This window comes from Arsenophonus nasoniae, from assembly GCF_004768525.1.
Taxonomy (GTDB): Bacteria; Pseudomonadota; Gammaproteobacteria; order Enterobacterales; family Enterobacteriaceae; genus Arsenophonus; species Arsenophonus nasoniae.
The window spans coordinates 1,901,738-1,920,007 of the sequence record NZ_CP038613.1; the positions used below are offsets into that span (position 1 = coordinate 1,901,738).

Genomic DNA, 18,270 nt, shown 5'->3' on the forward strand with positions numbered 1-18,270 from the left:
AAAAATAATAATAAAGATTGATAAAGTTTACGCGCATCTTACACGAATAACTGTTCTCTTAAACAACACCCTCACTTTTGATGAGGGAATAGAAAAATAGTCTCATAGCACATCTAGTCATTTTCCAGCAACACGGGGTTAACGTGATTCAGACAAATTATTTATCATATTGTCTTTATCTTTCATTTCACGCCAAATATTGCCACTCTCTTTACCATAGCTACGAACCCGCTCTAACACCTGCTCACACTTTTCTTGTTCACAGATTTTAGCTAAATCATGGTAAAAATCGTAAGCAAGTTGACGCGCTTTAGGATCAGAAAAAAAGTAACGACCAACGCGGGTATATAATCCTTTTAACCCATTTAGGATTAAGCCATAAATAGGATTACCAGAAACAAATGCCAGTCCACGAAAAATATTATAATCAACTCTACTAAATGCTTCGGAACAATCTTCTATATTCTCTCTTATTGATAATATCTCTAATGATTTTTGTTTATTTTTACGAAAAGCTGTTCGAATAAAAATAGCGGAAATATTGGTTCTAACAGATAATAAATCCTCAATCAATTTTGGTGCCCCACTGTGATCTAACCGAGCCAGCGTCTCTAAAATATTAAGTCCTGAAGTTTCCCAAAAATTGTTTACTTTAGTCGGTTTTCCATGCTGAATTGTTAACCAACCATCCCTTGCAAGCCGCTGTAAAACTTCTCGTAAAGTTGTTCTCGTTACACCGATCAACTCAGACAACTCACGTTCTGCAGGTAAAATTGAACCCGGAGGAAAATGGTTATTCCAAATACTTTCAACAATATACTCTTCAGCAAAATTAGCGGGACTTTGCGCTCTAATAATCATATTTTTCTCTACCTAAAACAAATTTTTTGTCATTATAAAACGAGATAATATCAGAATGAAAAACTTTGAGGTAGCCGAGTTATAAAGAAATACTAATCTGATCATAAAGACTTAATACAATTTGCCGTTAATTAGGCATTCGTTCTTTTAATTTCTAGCCTAGAAAAAACGTAGTATGCTACGTTAGTCAATTTTACTTACATACTAGTGAAGGAAAGCATGTAATAATGAATATAAATACCAGACAAATTATGTTGAAAAATTTCCTGGGTAATTCCCCTGAATGGTACAAATTGACCATTATTTTCTTTTTGATAATCAATCCACTGTGCTTTTTTTTCGTTAACCCTTTTATTGCCGGTTGGTTACTAATTGCCGAATTTATTTTTACCCTTGGCATGGCACTAAAATGCTACCCGCTACAGCCTGGCGGATTACTTGCTATTGAAGCAATAATAATTGGTATGACTTCACCGAAACAAGTCAGTCATGAAATCGCCAATAACATTGAAGTGATATTGCTATTGATTTTTATGGTAGCAGGCATTTATTTCATGAAACAATTGTTGTTATTTGCTTTCACAAAATTACTACTGTCTATTCATTCTAAACGAATCCTGTCACTGGCTTTCTGTTTAGCAAGCGCTTTACTTTCCGCCTTTTTAGACGCGCTAACGGTAATTGCTGTCGTGATCAGTGTAGCCGTTGGTTTTTATTCTATTTATCATAACTATGTATCCAGTCAGAAAGAGCCTCTCCAGCCAGGAGATAACATGGATACCAGGGGAAAAAACCAGATCCTTGAACAATTTCGCGCTTTTTTACGTAGTCTAATGATGCATGCTGGCATTGGAACTGCATTAGGTGGTGTAATGACAATGGTTGGTGAGCCACAAAATTTAATTATTGCTAAATATGTTGGCTGGAATTTTAGTGCTTTTTTTTTACATATGATCCCAGTAACATTACCGGTATTTTTATGTGGCTTAATTATCTGTTATTGCGTCGAACATTTTAAACTATTCGGCTACGGTGCAGAATTACCTGAAAGCGTCCGCCATATTTTGCAAATGCACGATAAAAATGCGAGCAGAAAACGAGATCGACGGGAAAAATTGCAACTAATAACTCAAGCATTAGTCGGTGTTTGGTTAATTATTGCTCTAGCTTTTCATCTTGCTGAAGTCGGCTTAATTGGTTTATCGGTTATCATATTAATCACCTCATTTTGTGGCATCACTGATGAACACACTATTGCAAAGCATTTGAAGAAGCTTTACCCTTTACCGCCTTATTAACCGTATTTTTCTCGATTGTTGCAGTTATTATTGATCAACATCTTTTTACGCCATTTATTCAATTTGTATTACAGTCCTCTGAATCATCGCAACTATTTTTATTTTACTTATTTAATGGGTTACTTTCTGCTATTTCAGACAATGTCTTTGTGGGTACTGTCTATATAAATGAAGCAATAAGTGCGTTAAAAGAAGGATTAATATCACGCCAACAATTTGAATATCTGGCGGTTGTAATGGTCAACAAATTCTGTAGAAGATCTAAGCGGCATTTTTTAGTTCATGATATTTTTGATGTGGCGTTAAATAACCAATCGTTGAATGGCGTCGATAATAATTGTAAAACTGAATATAATTTTCAACTTCACAGACAACAGATTGATGATTCATAAACGATAAACGATAAACGGTTAAGTCTTTCTGTCTTTAAACTCCTAAAAAATCTTTCCATCACGGCATTATCGAGGCAATTACCTCGCCGACTCATGCTTTGAGTTATTTTCCGTTCAAAGAGGTGCGCCCTAAACTCCTCCGATGAATATTGGCAACCTTGATCTGAATGGAACATCAAACTTGTCGTATCCGGTAATTGCCGTTCAATTGCGTTATCTAAGGCTTCTTTCACTAATTTCGAATCCGGTTTTGTTGATAAGGCATAACCAATAATTTCTTTGGTGGCTAAATCCAACACACAGGCTAAATAGCTCCACCCATAGTGATGTCTAATATACGTGATATCCCCGACATAATAGTGATTATGCTGTTCAGGGGAAAATTGTCGTTTAAGCAAATTAGGGGCATATCGATGTTCGTTACCCGATGAGTGATAGTAGTGCTTTTTTCGTTGGTCTAATTGCAACTAATTGATTTAATTTCATGATGTTCGATATTTTATAAGTGCCAATTTGGTGCCCTAAACCCTTTAACTCGGCTTGAATACGTCTTTTGCCATAAATTTGACCCGATGTATAAAAAATACGTTTGATTTCGCCACACAGTCTTTCATTTTCAACTGTCGGTATTTTCGTTTCATAATAAAAACTACTGCTGCTTACTTCAAAAAGATGGCATAACTCAGTGACCGTAAAATTGGGGTACATGATTTTCAGTTGCTTCACGATTTTGAGTTTTGATTGTCGAGGATGAAGTAAGCCGCGGCTTTTTTTAATATGTCATTATCCCTCTGAGCACGCTTAAGTTGAACTTCTAATTCTTGTATGCGCTGTTGCCCGGGTGTTAACGCTTTTGATTTTACAGGCGTATTCCCATTTAACTCGGCAAGATATTGTTGCTTCCATCGTGATACGGCAGATTTACCCGCACCGGATATTTTTTCAACTTGGATATTGCTATATCCACCTTCAACCATGAGTTTTGCATATTCCAGTTTTTGCTTTCCGCTAAAGGTTACTTTTACTTTTCGGGTCATATTTATACCTATAAGATTTTGCTTAATTATAAGCTATAAATCTCTACAGTTTTATTAGACCACTACACAACTGAGTGGTTTACTTCATTAGGCCTGATAAATATAGCTAAATAATTTCTATTACAAAATGCTATTATTTAATTGAAAATAATAGCATTTTTCTTTCATTTAACATAAAAGCTGACAACTAAAAAGAAAATTCATTTTACAATTCAATTCATTATCCTATCTAATTAACAAATTTAAATTAGCTATTTTTTTTTGCGTAAACAAAATAAGATCATATGCTTCCCTAACTAACTTATCCAAGAAATGGAATAGAATAAACATGCTTAAATTTTTTTACTCATACTCTCAAACCAGAAAAGCCTGGTTATTACTGACTATCAGCGCCTGTATTTTAGAAATTATTGCACTTTATTTTCAACACGGAATGGGGCTTAGACCTTGTGTATTATGCATTTACGAACGGATTGCACTGTTTGCTATTTTGGCAGCTGGTTTAATCGCCCTCATCGCGCCAAAAAGTACTCTTCGCATCGTAGCACTCATTTTATGGTTATACAGCAGTTGGCAAGGATTGAAGCTAACTTGGGAACATGTCAGACTAAAATTTTACCCATCACCTTTTGACTCGTGTGATTTTGCCGTTAATCTTCCATCATGGCTGCCACTTAATCACTGGTTTCCAGCTGTTTTTGAAGCCTATGGTGACTGTATCCAAAAACAGTGGTCATTTTTAAATATTGAAATGTCCGTATGGTTATTAATTATTTTTATCGCTTATTTTTTGCTGGCAATAATTGTCTTGTTAAGCCAATTTTTTGGCTTTAAAAAAAATAGTCATTAAGACAATTTTAGCTGGACTAATAATTATCAGTCCAGCTTTGGCAATAACGACTTTATGCAACTATTACGGCTGACTAGCGGGGAACTGTCAAACCACTCAATAAGTATGAGGTTCAATAGATTATTACCTAATACACTTTATAAATAATAATTATTAATGAATACTAGTTTTAGAAACTAGATTAATAACTAAAACCCCAGAAATAATTAATAAGATCCCTAAAATAGCTGGCCAATCTAATTTTTGCTGATAGAGAAACAACGCTGCTACTGACACCAGCACGATGCCTAAACCAGACCAAATAGCATAGGCAATACCTAATGGCATCATTTTAACTACTTGTGATAAGCCAAAAAATGAAATGCTATAACCAACAACAACAATAATCGATGGCAACAAACGGGTAAAACCATCAGAAGCCTTTAATGATGTAGTTGCAATCACTTCAGCCACAATCGATATTAATAAATAAGCCAATCCGTTCATTTATACTCCTAAATATAAACTATATCATCATAATGGTAAGATAATCGAAACATTAATTGCCAGTATTAAGGTAAAACTAAATCATCAGCAAAAGTTTTCTTTTGCTTTAAACTAGCCTAAACTGGTCGCGTTTTTTATCGCGGTGGATTTAAAAATCATTCTTTTGATAATAAAATCGATTACCTTTAATACATCAGTAATAAATATGAATCAACAAAAAGAACAGTATAACTTTAATAAACTACAAAAAAAGTTACGTCGTAACGTTGGCCAAGCGATCGCTGATTTCAGTATGATTGAAGATAACGATCGCATTATGGTTTGCCTTTCTGGTGGCAAAGATAGTTACACACTATTATCAATATTACAAAATTTACAAAAAAGTGCGCCAGTAAATTTTACTCTATTTGCTATCAATCTTGACCAAAAGCAACCCGGCTTTCCGGCCGACATTTTGCCATCTTATCTCGATAAACTCGGTATTGAATACCAAATAGTGACAGAAAATACTTATGCTATTGTGAAAGAGAAAATACCGGCAGGAAAAACGACCTGCTCACTATGCTCTCGCCTACGTCGTGGTATTTTATATCGAACTGCCAGCGAACTGGGTGCCACTAAAATCGCATTAGGCCATCATCGAGATGATATTTTACAAACCGTATTTCTCAATATGTTTTATGGGGGCAAACTCAAAGGAATGCCACCTAAGCTAATGAGTGACAATGGTAAACATATCGTTATTCGACCCTTAGCCTATTGCCGGGAAAAAGATATTGCGCACTACGCCAAAATTAAAGAATTTCCAATCATTCCTTGCAATCTTTGTGGTTCTCAACCTAATTTACAACGGCAAGTCATCGGCAATATGCTAAGAGAATGGGACAAACAGTACCCAGGAAGAATTGAGACTATGTTTCAAGCAATGCAAAATATTGTTCCTTCTCATTTATGCGACAGTAACCTATTCAATTTCAAACAGATTAATCATACCAGCAACATTGTTGATGGTGGCGATTTAGCATTTGATAACGAAACATTTTCCATAATTAACGCCCACCATGCTACCGAGTCAGATAGCCCTCACTCAAATCGGGTTAATATTGTTGTGAAATAAAATAAAAAAAGCCGATGAATTATACATCGGCTGATAGTGGTCAATTATTCTGTATAAGAACTCAATATGAGAAAAACTACAATTATGGAGCACAACGTTCATCGCTTAACGTTGTATTCACCTGCGAAATCAATTCTGCCTTAATTAGCTATAAAATTTCTTGATATAGCTCAATTTATTTTTACTAAACTAAATAACTGGAAATTTTATATTAAAAAATGTTTTATTTTATAACCACTTCCCTCTTTTTAACCACTAGATAACAAAAATAATTAAACAACTTAACAATAAACAAAAAATACTAAAGGCAAATTTAAACTCACTACCAGGAATACCATTTAGGTTCACCCCAAATAATCCGGTTAAAAAGGTTGATGGAAGAAAAACAATCGCTAACATTGACATAGTATAAATCCGTTTATTAGTTGCTTCAGAAATCAATGCATTAATTTCATCGGTGATAACAGCGGTACGAGCTACAAAACCATCTAATTCATCAATACATCGCCCAAGCCTTTCGGCATTTTCCTGCATGCGATGGCGATCGTCATCGCTCATCCATAGAAATTTTTCGGTGGCTAAACGAGCAAAAACATCTCGTTGAGTAGACATATAGCGGCGCACGATAATAATCTGTTTTCTTAATAACGCTAATTTTCCCCGTTCCGGAATCTCTTCAGTTAATATTTTTTCTTCCATTTTAATTAAACGATCATGCAATATATCGGTAAAATCACTGACTTCATAGTTAATTGAATCAGCAACCTCAACTAACCATTCTCCGCTCGTTTTTGCGCCAACATGATGAGTCAGATCGTCAATAACGGGCTCAAGGGATTTAACTTTACGGTGGCGACTAGAAATAATTACCTGATTATTAATATAGATACGAAAGGCAACCAACTGTTCAGGCCGATCACCAATATTTTTATTAATCGTTTGTAAATTAATCAGTGTACCATCACCAGTTCTTATTATACGCAACCGATTAATATTTCCAGTTAATCCATCTTTAATAGTTGAATTGAATAATCCAGAATGCTTTATCCATTGATAACTGGCTTTATTTCTATAATCATAGTGAAGCCAAAACGGTCTTTGTGGTGTCGCTTCCGCATTAACATCGATAGCAATAAATCCACCTTCACCATCTAATTGGTATGCATGCACAGGTTCAGAACCCTGAATTATTGAGCCATAAATAGCCACAACACATATCCCCCTATTACGGTCAATTTTTATTTTTCCTTTTAAAAATAGTCCTATTTCTGTTTAATTAAAGCTTTCTTACTCGATTGTTATATGATTAATTGCGAATAATATTTTATTTTTATGTCGCTAACCCTTTCTATTCGTCAAAATTCATCATAAAAATTAATTAAAACAAAAATAAAATAAATTTAAATTTATTAATAATACATTTAAATTCAATATATTATAATTAAAAACAAATTAATAAAAAGTTGATTACAAATGAAAAACAATTAAAATAATTAATAATATTAACCATAAACTAGGGACAGTTATGAAAAAAACCGTTATTTTTACCTTAATGACCCATTTATTTTTTTCTCCTACAGGATTTTCAGCTTCTCCTCAATCGCAAACTTTCAGTCTAGGCTATTCTAATCTCTATTATCATGGTAATTCTCTTACTGGATTAAACTTTAACTATGACTACCAAATAGATAACCATTGGGGAGTATTAACATCGATAAGCTGGAATAAAGGCGTTAAGCATCGGTATAGTTACAATAATTTCCATCAACTCGTTAAACATAAAGTTAATATTAATTACCTCAGCTTACAAGCCGGCCCCAGTTATCGTTTCAATGACTATTTAACGCTATATAGCACCCTCGGTTTTGCTCGTTTTACTCTAAAAAACACAGAGAAATTGGTGATCGAAAATATAGTGATTGATTCAATGGAACATCATACTGGCCTGAGTTGGGGAGCTGGAATAAAAATCAACCCACTCAAAATGCTTAGTCTCTATTTAAGCTATGAAGGAGCGAATAGACATAACTATCACACAAATCCCACAGTTAATGGATTTAATATTGGTTTAGGTTATCGATTCTAGTTGTCTAATTTACAATCTTGGTCGCCTGATGATACGCCAGGGCATAAATTTCATCACTGCCCTGCATTAAGCATACTAATTTAGTATTAAATTAATGTTTAATAACATAAAGTGTATGACTATAACTTACATTTTCTGGATTATTGACTGGATAGCCTTTTAACCAAGATTTAATTAAGTATCCGCGACTGTAATAGTAAATCGGTGCAATAGGCGCGTGTGTTAACAACATTTTTTCTGCTCGATTATAAAATCGATTACGATTTTTAATATTCTTTTCCATCATTGCCGCGGCAATAATTTGGTCATAGTCACTATTTTGAAATTTGGCCCAATTACCACGGTTAGAAGATACCATGACATTTAAAAAACTTGATGGCTCATTATATTCAGCAAATCTGGCTGCGCCCAACACATTAAAATGACCGGAATTACGACTCTCATTGTAAGTTTTCCATTGCTGATTAACCAGCGTTATCTCAGCACCCAATTTTCTTTTCCACATTGAGGCAATAGCAATAGCCACCTTTTTATTATTTTCTGAATTATTGTATACAAGAGAAAGCTTTAATGGATTATGTCTACTAAATCCCGCTAAATGTAATAAAACTCTGGCTTGTTCGTCCAACTCTTTTTGCCCATAGCCATCATAAAAGCCTCTTTCAGGAGTAAAATCTGCAATAACATCTGGTATAAAACGGTAAGCAACTTTTTCTCCATCAGCTAATATTTTGTTGGTTATAACGTCTCTATTAATTGATACAGTCAATGCTCTTCTCACTCGTCTATCATCAGTGGGTGGCTTTTGGGTATTAAAAACATAGTAATAAGTCGCCAACTGGCCAACCAAATAAAACTCATCCGGTATTTGCTGCAGTAATTTACTATCTAAATGCTCAGGCAAAAATTCAGTTTCAACAACATCACCGGCAAAATAACTTTGCCATGCCCGAGCATTTTGCTTAATCGGTACAAAGGTCACTTTAGTTAAAATTGTATTTTTATGATCCCAATAGTATCGATTAGGTTGTAAAACTATTTTTTCGCCGGCAATCCGTTCGGTTAACCTAAAAGCACCATTGCCGACTAAGTTAGTCGGTGTGAGCCAATTTTGACCATATCTAGCAATTATTTTTTGATTAACAGGAAAGAAACTAAAATGACTAGTTAAATTTAGAAAATAGGGTGCTGGCTGCTCCAAAGTCACTTTCAAGGTATGGTTATCAAGCGCTTCGACGCCTAACTTTTCAATGGGTAATTCATTATTAATAATTTTTTGTGCATTTTTAATCCCCGCCAGGGTGGCAAAATAAGCAAATGGTGAGTGATTTACCGGATCAACCAAGCGATGCCAACTATAAACAAAATCTTTAGCCGTGACAGGGTCACCATTTGACCACTTAGCATCCGGCCTTAAATAAAAAAACCAAATCCGATTACCGGCATTTGTCCAATGATTTGCTACACCTGGAATAGGACGGCCGGCTTCATTTTGATTAGTTAATCCTTCAAATAAATTATTAAATAGATTTTAATATATTAATCAATAAGTTAAATAACATATATTTATCTTAATTTATTCATATATACACATATATGTACAAATTTATTTTCCACCCTTCACGTGCTATCTTCGCCCTAATGCTTAGAACAAAACCGCAATCCCACCCAAAGCCACTTACCCGCAACCAACAACTAATAGTTAACAACTTTCTCCAACGCTGCTAATATGATGCCCCTTGGATGGGGTTATTTAGTTTGCGCGTGTTGCTGATTCCAGATTGAATCAACCGGCATCTCTACCCTCACATCTAGCCATGTCGATGGCGGAATATCACACGGCTCACCATCGATATAATAAGTTGGTTTTCCATCAATAATTTCTTTAATCCGCCAGTTCTGAAAATCTTCTGGTAAATGCGAGTGTTGGCGATGAAATGTTTGAATCTCGATGTTACCATTAGATAAAATTTTGTCTCTGACGTAGATAAGTTCTAAGCCATTAATATCTTTAGGTACTGAAACACCTCCATTCACACCCCATGCGCCGTCTGAGTTATAGCCCAATACTCTGGAAATCAAATATTTTCCTGTATCGAGTCGTTGAACAATCGCACCTTCGGACTTATCATTTGTTTCAAAATGCCCATTAGGATAAATTTTAATAATCGGTGAGGCTTTTTTGATAAAACCATTACCATCAACCGTTGTGTTATTTTCACTCCATTGCTTTTTTAACTTAAAAGACTGTTTATCCGCCAAATGGATAGCTGTCCATGTGTTCCCATAACCATCTAGAAAGAGAAAATAAAAACTATTCTTATCATACTGGAGTCTAATTCCTGAACCCCATTTACCATCAAAGCGGTCATCATCATAACCAAGATTACTAAAAAAACCACAGCCTCCTGTTATCGATTCATTTCCTCTTTCATAAATAGTTGTACCGCCTAATCCAAAATCACCCATCTGTATCAAGGTACCATCCTTATCCTGAAAGGTATGGGACACAACCTTATCCCCGTGCTTTGAATTTATTTTTCCCGCATTTAATTGCACATTACCGTTAATTTCACCGCCCGTTTTATCAAATTTTTTATCTAACTTTTCGCTTATTTCTACAACATCTTTAGCATCTGCTTTGCCTTTTACTGTTTCCTTGATTTCATCGATAGCACTTGAGTCTGCTTTTCCTTCGACTAATTCTTGCAGTGCCTTGATTGACTCTAACTTAACCGTTTTGCCACTGGGTAGCGTAAGTTCAACGACACCGTTTTCCCCCATCCAGGTATCCATGTTTTGCAGAAAGTAGAGGATGTATGTGTTAGCAGCAACAAGTGCTCTTGCCGCATCAGAATTATTATTGGGTTCAGTGAGATTAATGCTGTAAGTGGTATCTGTTGCGCTAAAAGTCGGCTTATCTGCTAACGTTAATTCAGTATCACTGTTGACTGACAATATCATGTAAGGATAGTTAATATTACCATTTTTAATCAGCATTAACATGCCAGGTGATACCAACGGATTATTACTGTTCCATTTTGTGCCTGTGCCTTTGACAATAGAAGAGCCTGACACGACAGTTACGGTGCCATCTTTATAAATCATGTTTTTTCCTGAAATTTTGATATAGAAAATCGCAATTAAACGATCTCTATGAATTGGTTACTTCCATCTTGGATAAGCGTCAGGCGCATAAGCCATCACCGCACCAAAGTTATTATTGTACCCCCAACCTTTACAGCCAAAACTAGGACCGGTCCATTCTGTGATTGCGATAATGCCATCTTTTGAAACACTATAACCATTAACGAATGCCAATGCTTGATTATCAGGCTCATAAACGGCAGTAATATAGACTAAAGTCATTTGACCGAAATAGCCTGGTTTTGGAAATGGGCCGAAAACGATATCATCTATTTTTAAGGGTAGATGACTGGACGAATAAAATAATTCCTTTTTTTCGTTGTGAATTTTCAAAAAACCTTTGTCATTGCTGTCATTAGGTAGTTGGGGTCTATAAATATAAACATTTGTCGTATTGTGCGCGCGGATAGCAAATACATTTCCTTGCTTGATTGCCTCCGTATAGGTTGAATTTTCACCCTCCCTCCTCGCATTACGATGAAATACCAAATAGCTATTCAAAATGTTTGGATGATTTACGCTATATCTTAAGTTTTTGAACCCTTGCACATTTTGATCTGGCGTACCTTCCCTGGAAAAATCGATTAATCTTTCCAAGACATAAGTGACGGAAGTGAAAATCCCAAGTTCTGCACCATTTACTTTTATTACCGGTTTCATAAATTAACGTTAAATCAGTTTAAAAACATGAATGATAGGTATCGTTGCACATCCAATACAAAAATTCGTATAATTCCAGCTAACGATATTTCCATATATATGGACGTTCTCAATTGCGGGATATTTATTACCGGTATGGGCAATATCAATGCGAGGAACCGCAACTATTTTTCTGCCACCTTTAAGAAAACGCTGATCGAATTGAAAGCTGTTTTTTTTAAAATCAACTTCTTCTGAATGGATAACAAAGCCGAATGATTGAAGAATATTATCTATTTCTCCGCCATCATGATAAATATTAAATTTGGGGATTAGCATCTTATCACTCCAACGCAATTTCTATTCTAACCTGCCCCTTTTCGTCATAAAGACGTAATCCGGTGCCATCAAAGGTAAATCGACTATCTTTACTATTCGAGTTCATCTCAAAGCGATTGTTTTTAGCATCAAGGATGAATCCAGATTTTTCAGGTAGGTAGTTTTTGGATTGTATTTTGTCGATAACGACAACGCTATTGAGCCAAGCTTCATTAATGAACGCTTCATTAATAAAAACCTGTCCGTCTTGCAGATACATAAATAAATCCATTTTCCCGTTGCTAGGATTATAAAAAGCAAATTGTTGCGCATTAAACCCCATCACAGTGGTTACTTTTTCGTTTTTTAATTCCGCACCTATCACCATTCCTGCATCGTAAGAAACGCCATCATAAACAATCTTAACCAAGTTAGTGAAAGTTGCAGAAGCCTCGCCTTTTTTCATGTCATACTTAGCTTGTAGCGAATTCTGAGCGGCTGCCCATGACTTATCCGCTGTCGCTCTGACTTGATGGATAGACTCGGCTAAGGCTTTAGTCTCGGTTACCACATAATTGTCAACCCTGACGATTTTCGCCTTCATCTTGCCGTTTTGACGCATGAAGTACTGCGTATTGCCGTTGAGTCCCTTCGCGTTTTCCAGTATGGCCTCTGTGCTGCTATCTATTCCTTTCTTTAGCTGTTTAATGGCTTCCGTATCGTTAATTTTTTTGTCTATTTCATCAAGAATATCGCTCGCTACGCTATTTGGAAAACCTGATGCTTCAACAAACGCCGATTTACCGTAACTGTTTATCGTGCGAATATAGAAAAAATATTCATGACCAACTTTAAGATTTTCCTGTGTCCAACGTTGGCCCTGGCCGATTTTCTTTGCATTCGTGATAACTTCATTCTCAGACTTATCTTTCAGTTTTTTGTCGCTAAACCAGAATTCAAAGTTACTGCCATAGGCCGCTGAATCGGCAATTGTCGGCACGACCGTTAATGAAGACATACCCGGAGTAACAGACACGCTAACAGGGGAGGGCGGCGCTTCAATCGCAAAATCAAGAATAGTAGGCTGAGAAATTGCGCCAGCCGCGTCAACTGATCTGACTTCAGCACGGTAAGTGCCTCTCGGTAGCCCTGCAATATCAACCCGCTCTCCTGGAACCTGAATTGTCTGTATGACCTGACCATTTTCAATAACATTAACGGTGTTATACCGAACATCTGCTGCGGTGTTTTCCCAGCTCAAATAACCCTGTACAACATCGCCAATCGTCGTTGGCACAAAAGCCAGATTTATAGGTGGGGCGACTCCCCCTATGGGTAATTCAGTAAACGGCGGGGCTTTAGAAGGTTTACCGATAATATCTTCGTAAATATAAGCACCGTCTTCCTCTAACAGAATTTCTACGCCCTCTTGCGGGTGAAATTTCCACTCTGCTATACGAAATTCAGCATCCTTAATACCAAGACTGGGTAAGTTAAGCAAAACAACATCACCAGGCCGATAAGCATAACCATCCAGATTCATGGTAAGCTGAACCCTGCGACCCGCGCGCTTTTTGCGTAAATAAAGATTGGCTAAACGCTGTGCCTGATAAGGACTGGTGACAAAGCGATAATCGATATTTTCTTTAATTTCCAGCCCGTCTTCATCAACCCACTCCTGTACAATCACCGGCGGGAAATCTGTTTTGATATATTGTTGCTCAGCATCAATAAACGTACCGTATATCGCATTAGTCGCTTCGCGCAGGGACAATTCAGGGGTAATATTGACGGTATCAATGATTTGGTTGGCTTCAATACGCAAAGTAGCCGGTCCGTTATAAGACTGCATTAAAATGCCGTGCTTACCCGCGATATAAGTGGGTTCTGCCGCAATGCATTTGTGCATATTATCTAGCACTGAGGCGGGTGACTCGGATAAATCATAAGCACCGTTCAGGGTATAGCGGGGTTCAGTACCATCCGCCGTTTTAGTCGACTCATCACACAAGTCAGCCGCTACTTTAAACGCCGAAAAATCAATATCGGTATCCGGTACCTTTAAGTAACGACGATAGTAATCAAGAATAACCAGTGCCCCATTATTGCTCCATGTCGTTTTATGGGTTCTTGGATCAAAAATCTCTTTGCCCCAAATTTCAACTTTTATATTAGGGATACCTTGTGGGTACTTCTCATCATCATGGTAAAGGGTAAATCTTAACCATGCCAGCCCCCTGCCAATCATATCCTTTTTCCAGCTAGGAGCCTCTCTGAGTAAATAAGGATCGGCATCTTTCCTGTCGTTATGCAGTTCGTACTCAGCCGCTTTACCAAAAGAATCTATCAGATCATCATTAAACCAGATGCGACCAACACGACTGATTTTATGTCCGGCCAGTGCAATGGCCATATAGAGTATGTAATTTATTCCGCCTATAACTGGAATTTTAACTTTTTTAGTTTCAGCAAAAAAGAGTAATCCTGAACAGACTGTTTTACCCATGATGACGACTTCTGATGCGGACGCCGAACGTAATATTTGCTTACGTTCGGCTTGATCGCGCGCAGGATCAGGCGGCTTTTGTTGGAACAACAATGATCCCGCCGTTTGAACGGCAAGACCCGCCGCAATTAACCCCAACCCCAATCCACCGGTAGCAATTACGCCCGCTATCATTAATCCGGCACCAATAATACCGGTAATCGAGTTTCCAATGCTGCCTGGCATTACGTCACCCTCCATGCCATCACGATTTTTTTATCAACCGGTCTTGCGCCATGGTCAGTAACTGCCCAGATTTTACCCGCCCAAATGACTCCCATGGTCAACCCCTCATCACCATCAAACATCACAATGTCCCCCCGTCCTGCTTCCCCATCCTGGAGCACATTGAAAAACAGCCCCCAGAAATACTGAAGTGTGCCAAATTCATTTTTCAATAGCCGAAATGCACTCGCTTTGCTGTTATAACGCCCCCGAACGGATGAACACGGATCAAAGTCACAAATAGCTATTACGCAGTCAGCCGTAAATAAACAGCAGTCATGCTCACCCCATGAAAAAGGGCGACTCATCGCCGCCCTTAAAGTTTGGGGTAATCTGGTTACCCAATTTTTATGTCGCATTTTGATATCAATTAAAATTTAGAACCGGAAACCTGCACCAAGCATCCAGGTGCCGACTTTAAAATCACCGAATCTGGTGTATTCATAAGAGGCATCAATGGCAATATTTTCCACTGGATTAAATTGCAAACCAACACCACCAACTAATCTGCTTTCAGAACCACTTTCGCTATCATTAAATGTTTTTACTTTCGCTTTACCATGTGCAATACCAATTAAGCCATACGCACTCATATATTCATTAAAACGATAAGCGGGCCCGACACTGAGTGAGTAGTAATCGATATCGACGGTTGAATAATCAGAAAAATAATAACCTTTATGCGTATAAGCAAATGAACCCATCACACCCCAGTTATCATTGAACTCATGACGGGCTTTAATATTGAAACCTTTTGCACTATCATTAAGGTCAAAATTTACATCACCAACACTGACCTTAATGTTACTTTGCGCATAACCCATTGATAGGGTATTATTTCCTTCCGCATTAGCGCTAAATGCGATAAATGTAAGAATAGAAGCTATCGATGATATCAATAATATTTTTTTCATTTTTTTCCTGCTATTACTAAAAATAAATGATTAAAACAAAGCAACATAATTTGCATTGCGTATCGCAAATTATCATATAAGTTTATTCGTATTACATTTAAAATCTATTTCAAAATAGATATATTTGAAATTATTTACTTATAAACAAACCCCGGTGAATCCTTTTTACCACCCCAATAAATCGCCCGCTCAGCCATTTGCGCCACATATCTGAAGATACGGTCGTCACTTTTCCGTTTGCGCCATGACTCATCCGTGAATCTGTCCGGTAGCCCCATCGACCAACGTTCAAAACGATTGGATACGGTCACCGCTACTGCATTTTCTTCACCGCTCGAAACGCCAATATGCGAAATCTGTCCGGCAAAAATCACCTCAGCAATCGCAGGCTTTCCTTCCAGATTGATGGCAATCAACATTAAACGAACATTTCTGCCGCGACTGCGTTCATTCATCACATCACCGACCAGCATCGAGTCAAAGCCAGAAAGGGATAATATTAATTGCTGTGGACTGGTTGTATTTTCCTCTTTTACATTTTCAACTGCACCGAATTTTCCAACACCCTCGTAAACTTCACCCGCAATAATGATATTGCCAACACCGGTATGATTTCTAGCTACCCCTGACTTAAAATCTAATCTTGCAGCCATGACTAATTCATATCCGTCATTAATCGCTTTAACCATGTTGTTAGAAAAAGGATGGTATAACATCAGTAAAGCGCCTCCTCAAACTCCAAAGTAACATGAGTAAACACGCCTGGACGATACTGAAAACTACCCTGATCATTAGTCGTCAGTTTAAAAATGCCAAACGGTGACAGGGTTTCTAATTTATCATTAACTTTTGGCGCATATCGCAGCATCGGTGAAATGGGAATTGACGCATTACCGTTAGTATCACTGAAGACATTATCCGTAACTATTTTCAGCTCATCGCCAATCGTTAAATAATCCCCTTTTCTGATGACAATTAAATTTTTTTTCCAGCCTCGGGTAAGCAATATCCTGCCGGTTTGGTTTGCGGTACGAATTGCTGGAACACCTCTTTCCACCAATCCTTGTCGTATCCAGTGACTAATTTTAACCCGACCACTTTCGCCGTCAAGTTCAGCAGTCAATGCTTCAAGTTCACGCGACTTAGTCTCAGTCAGGTTATTGAAAGTTAAGCTACACCGCCAGCGGCTACCGGGATATCTGACCGTTTGTGCGCTGCCGGTAAAAGTTGAAACAAAGGTTTTACTATTACTAACTAGTTGCCAATTCATTGATGAAGGCACAACCTCTTTTGGCCATTCAATAACCGATGCCATCAGTTAACTCCCTAAAAGTTTCCGTATACGTCCATTAGTCGCAAAATCTCGCTGAATGCGTGCGAGGGCATCATCTGCTCCCTGTTTTGCTGCGCGTTGGGTTATTTCTCCAATGACTTTATCGCCATTACCGGTCACATTGATAACCTGATGAATATGGATAGTGCTTACATCTTGGGTCTCTGATGAGCCACCGACTGCTTTGACACCCAGCGAACCATCACGCCCTCGAGTTAACGGCATAATGGCTTCAGGCCCCGCTTCACCCATTAACCCGATTCCTTTGGCAAATGGGAATAACGTCGGCGAATCCACAACACGATTACTATAGGCACTTAACCCTGACGAACGATAAACACCGCCCAGTGCATTGGCTCTTATGCCAAGAAAACTGCCAAGACCAGAACCACCCAAACTTGACTCCAACGCTTTAAATATCATCATTTTAACAATCATGCGCGTTATATCATTGACCACCGATTGCGCAAAATCAGAAAAATTAAATTTACCTGTGGTCACAAAGTCTGCCAGGGTATTTGACATACCATCGAAAGCGTTTTTAGTGATATTACGCATGTTATCAAACACGTTTTCTGTTTCCGCACCGAAATCCTGCCAGCCTTTGGCTACGCCTTTCCCCCCATCTTGCGCCACCTTCGCCTTACTTAATGCAGCAGCTCTCACTATCTCAATCTGTTTTTGTTCTTCTTGCGCTAAAAACTGCGTCCGTTCTGCATAAAGTTGTGAGGTCTTATCTGAAACTTCCTTATCAAGCTGATATCGCCGATTACGAAAGTCATCCCTGACGCGTTGTTCTTCAAGCATCAAGTCATAATCCACTTTGGGCATCGTCATTTGCAGAATCTGATTTTGGGCTTCCTGCTGCATTTGAGTCGTACGTTTTGTGATTTCAAAATCCTGATCTGCAAATCGTTGCCTTAATGCTTTTAACTGTAATTCACGCTCTAATCCGGCATTGATTTGCAACTGTGTACGAATTTCATCCGCATGCGCTAACACACTCTTCTGTGATGCATTCA

Annotated in this window: 16 protein-coding genes and 2 pseudogenes; 4 read left to right on the plus strand and 14 right to left on the minus strand. The window is 37.7% G+C overall.

Going from position 1 to position 18,270, the window contains the following annotated elements; translation table 11 throughout:
• Window positions 1-138: 138 nt before the first annotated feature.
• Complete coding sequence (gene fadR / locus ArsFIN_RS09405; RefSeq protein ID WP_026821956.1) at window positions 139-861, minus strand: fatty acid metabolism transcriptional regulator FadR; 723 nt, start codon at window positions 859-861, stop codon at window positions 139-141.
• A gap of 227 nt (window positions 862-1,088) precedes the next feature.
• Here fadR and nhaB point away from each other — a divergent pair.
• Window positions 1,089-2,398, plus strand: a pseudogene (nhaB, locus tag ArsFIN_RS09410) (sodium/proton antiporter NhaB); the annotation flags it as partial.
• A gap of 22 nt (window positions 2,399-2,420) precedes the next feature.
• Here nhaB and ArsFIN_RS09415 read toward each other — a convergent pair.
• A pseudogene (locus ArsFIN_RS09415) lies at window positions 2,421-3,588 on the minus strand (IS3 family transposase).
• Between the two features lie 328 nt (window positions 3,589-3,916).
• Between ArsFIN_RS09415 and dsbB the strand changes: the two are divergent.
• Window positions 3,917-4,438 (plus strand): disulfide bond formation protein DsbB, encoded by a 522-nt coding sequence (gene dsbB / locus ArsFIN_RS09420; protein ID WP_026823858.1) that lies wholly within the window; start codon window positions 3,917-3,919, stop codon window positions 4,436-4,438.
• A gap of 153 nt (window positions 4,439-4,591) precedes the next feature.
• On the opposite strand, the gene ArsFIN_RS09425 is transcribed toward dsbB, so the two are convergent.
• Window positions 4,592-4,924 carry a DMT family transporter gene (locus tag ArsFIN_RS09425; protein WP_026823859.1) on the minus strand — a complete coding sequence of 111 codons (333 nt, stop codon included), beginning with the start codon at window positions 4,922-4,924 and terminating at the stop codon, window positions 4,592-4,594.
• A gap of 199 nt (window positions 4,925-5,123) precedes the next feature.
• On the opposite strand from ArsFIN_RS09425, the gene ttcA reads away from it, so the two are divergent.
• Entirely contained in the window at window positions 5,124-6,041 is a 918-nt protein-coding gene (gene ttcA / locus ArsFIN_RS09430) for a tRNA 2-thiocytidine(32) synthetase TtcA (RefSeq protein ID WP_406933687.1), read from the plus strand.
• A gap of 255 nt (window positions 6,042-6,296) precedes the next feature.
• Here the strand turns inward: ttcA and zntB are convergent, their stop codons facing one another.
• Window positions 6,297-7,250, minus strand: a complete 954-nt coding sequence (gene zntB / locus ArsFIN_RS09435) for a zinc transporter ZntB (RefSeq protein ID WP_034250193.1) — start codon at window positions 7,248-7,250, stop codon at window positions 6,297-6,299.
• 316 nt (window positions 7,251-7,566) lie between these two features.
• Here zntB and ArsFIN_RS09440 point away from each other — a divergent pair, with 316 nt between their 5' ends.
• The gene (locus ArsFIN_RS09440; RefSeq protein ID WP_026823862.1) at window positions 7,567-8,127 is read left to right on the plus strand and encodes an Ail/Lom family outer membrane beta-barrel protein; all 561 of its coding nucleotides are present in this window, start codon (window positions 7,567-7,569) and stop codon (window positions 8,125-8,127) included.
• A gap of 91 nt (window positions 8,128-8,218) precedes the next feature.
• Here the strand turns inward: ArsFIN_RS09440 and ArsFIN_RS09445 are convergent, their stop codons facing one another.
• From ArsFIN_RS09445 to ArsFIN_RS09490, 10 genes are all read right to left on the minus strand, one after another.
• Window positions 8,219-9,601 (minus strand): peptide ABC transporter substrate-binding protein, encoded by a 1,383-nt coding sequence (locus ArsFIN_RS09445; protein WP_135677655.1) that lies wholly within the window; start codon window positions 9,599-9,601, stop codon window positions 8,219-8,221.
• Window positions 9,602-9,876: 275 nt separating this feature from the next.
• The gene (locus ArsFIN_RS09450) at window positions 9,877-11,235 is read right to left on the minus strand and encodes a phage tail fiber protein (protein ID WP_135677656.1); all 1,359 of its coding nucleotides are present in this window, start codon (window positions 11,233-11,235) and stop codon (window positions 9,877-9,879) included.
• Window positions 11,236-11,292: 57 nt separating this feature from the next.
• On the minus strand, window positions 11,293-11,934 hold the full coding sequence (locus ArsFIN_RS09455; protein ID WP_135677596.1) for a hypothetical protein: 642 nt from the start codon (window positions 11,932-11,934) through the stop codon (window positions 11,293-11,295).
• A 9-nt stretch (window positions 11,935-11,943) separates the two neighbouring features.
• Window positions 11,944-12,252 carry a hypothetical protein gene (locus ArsFIN_RS09460; RefSeq protein WP_135677595.1) on the minus strand — a complete coding sequence of 103 codons (309 nt, stop codon included), beginning with the start codon at window positions 12,250-12,252 and terminating at the stop codon, window positions 11,944-11,946.
• A gap of 4 nt (window positions 12,253-12,256) precedes the next feature.
• Window positions 12,257-14,977, minus strand: a complete 2,721-nt coding sequence (locus ArsFIN_RS09465) for a phage tail tip protein J-related protein (RefSeq protein WP_135677657.1) — start codon at window positions 14,975-14,977, stop codon at window positions 12,257-12,259.
• Window positions 14,962-15,309 carry a DUF6950 family protein gene (locus tag ArsFIN_RS09470; protein ID WP_246067188.1) on the minus strand — a complete coding sequence of 116 codons (348 nt, stop codon included), beginning with the start codon at window positions 15,307-15,309 and terminating at the stop codon, window positions 14,962-14,964. Before ArsFIN_RS09470 ends, ArsFIN_RS09465 begins: the two co-directional genes overlap by 16 nt.
• Before the next feature lie 69 nt (window positions 15,310-15,378).
• Entirely contained in the window at window positions 15,379-15,915 is a 537-nt protein-coding gene (locus ArsFIN_RS09475; RefSeq protein ID WP_135677590.1) for an Ail/Lom family outer membrane beta-barrel protein, read from the minus strand.
• 134 nt (window positions 15,916-16,049) lie between these two features.
• Window positions 16,050-16,631: a hypothetical protein gene (locus ArsFIN_RS09480; RefSeq protein ID WP_135677658.1), complete on the minus strand. Its 582-nt coding sequence runs from the start codon at window positions 16,629-16,631 to the stop codon at window positions 16,050-16,052.
• Complete coding sequence (locus tag ArsFIN_RS09485; protein WP_135677659.1) at window positions 16,631-17,230, minus strand: hypothetical protein; 600 nt, start codon at window positions 17,228-17,230, stop codon at window positions 16,631-16,633. The genes ArsFIN_RS09480 and ArsFIN_RS09485 overlap by 1 nt, the downstream gene beginning before the upstream one ends.
• 3 nt (window positions 17,231-17,233) lie before the next feature.
• Entirely contained in the window at window positions 17,234-18,250 is a 1,017-nt protein-coding gene (locus tag ArsFIN_RS09490; protein ID WP_167876679.1) for a phage tail tape measure protein, read from the minus strand.
• Between the last annotated feature and the right edge of the window lie 20 nt (window positions 18,251-18,270).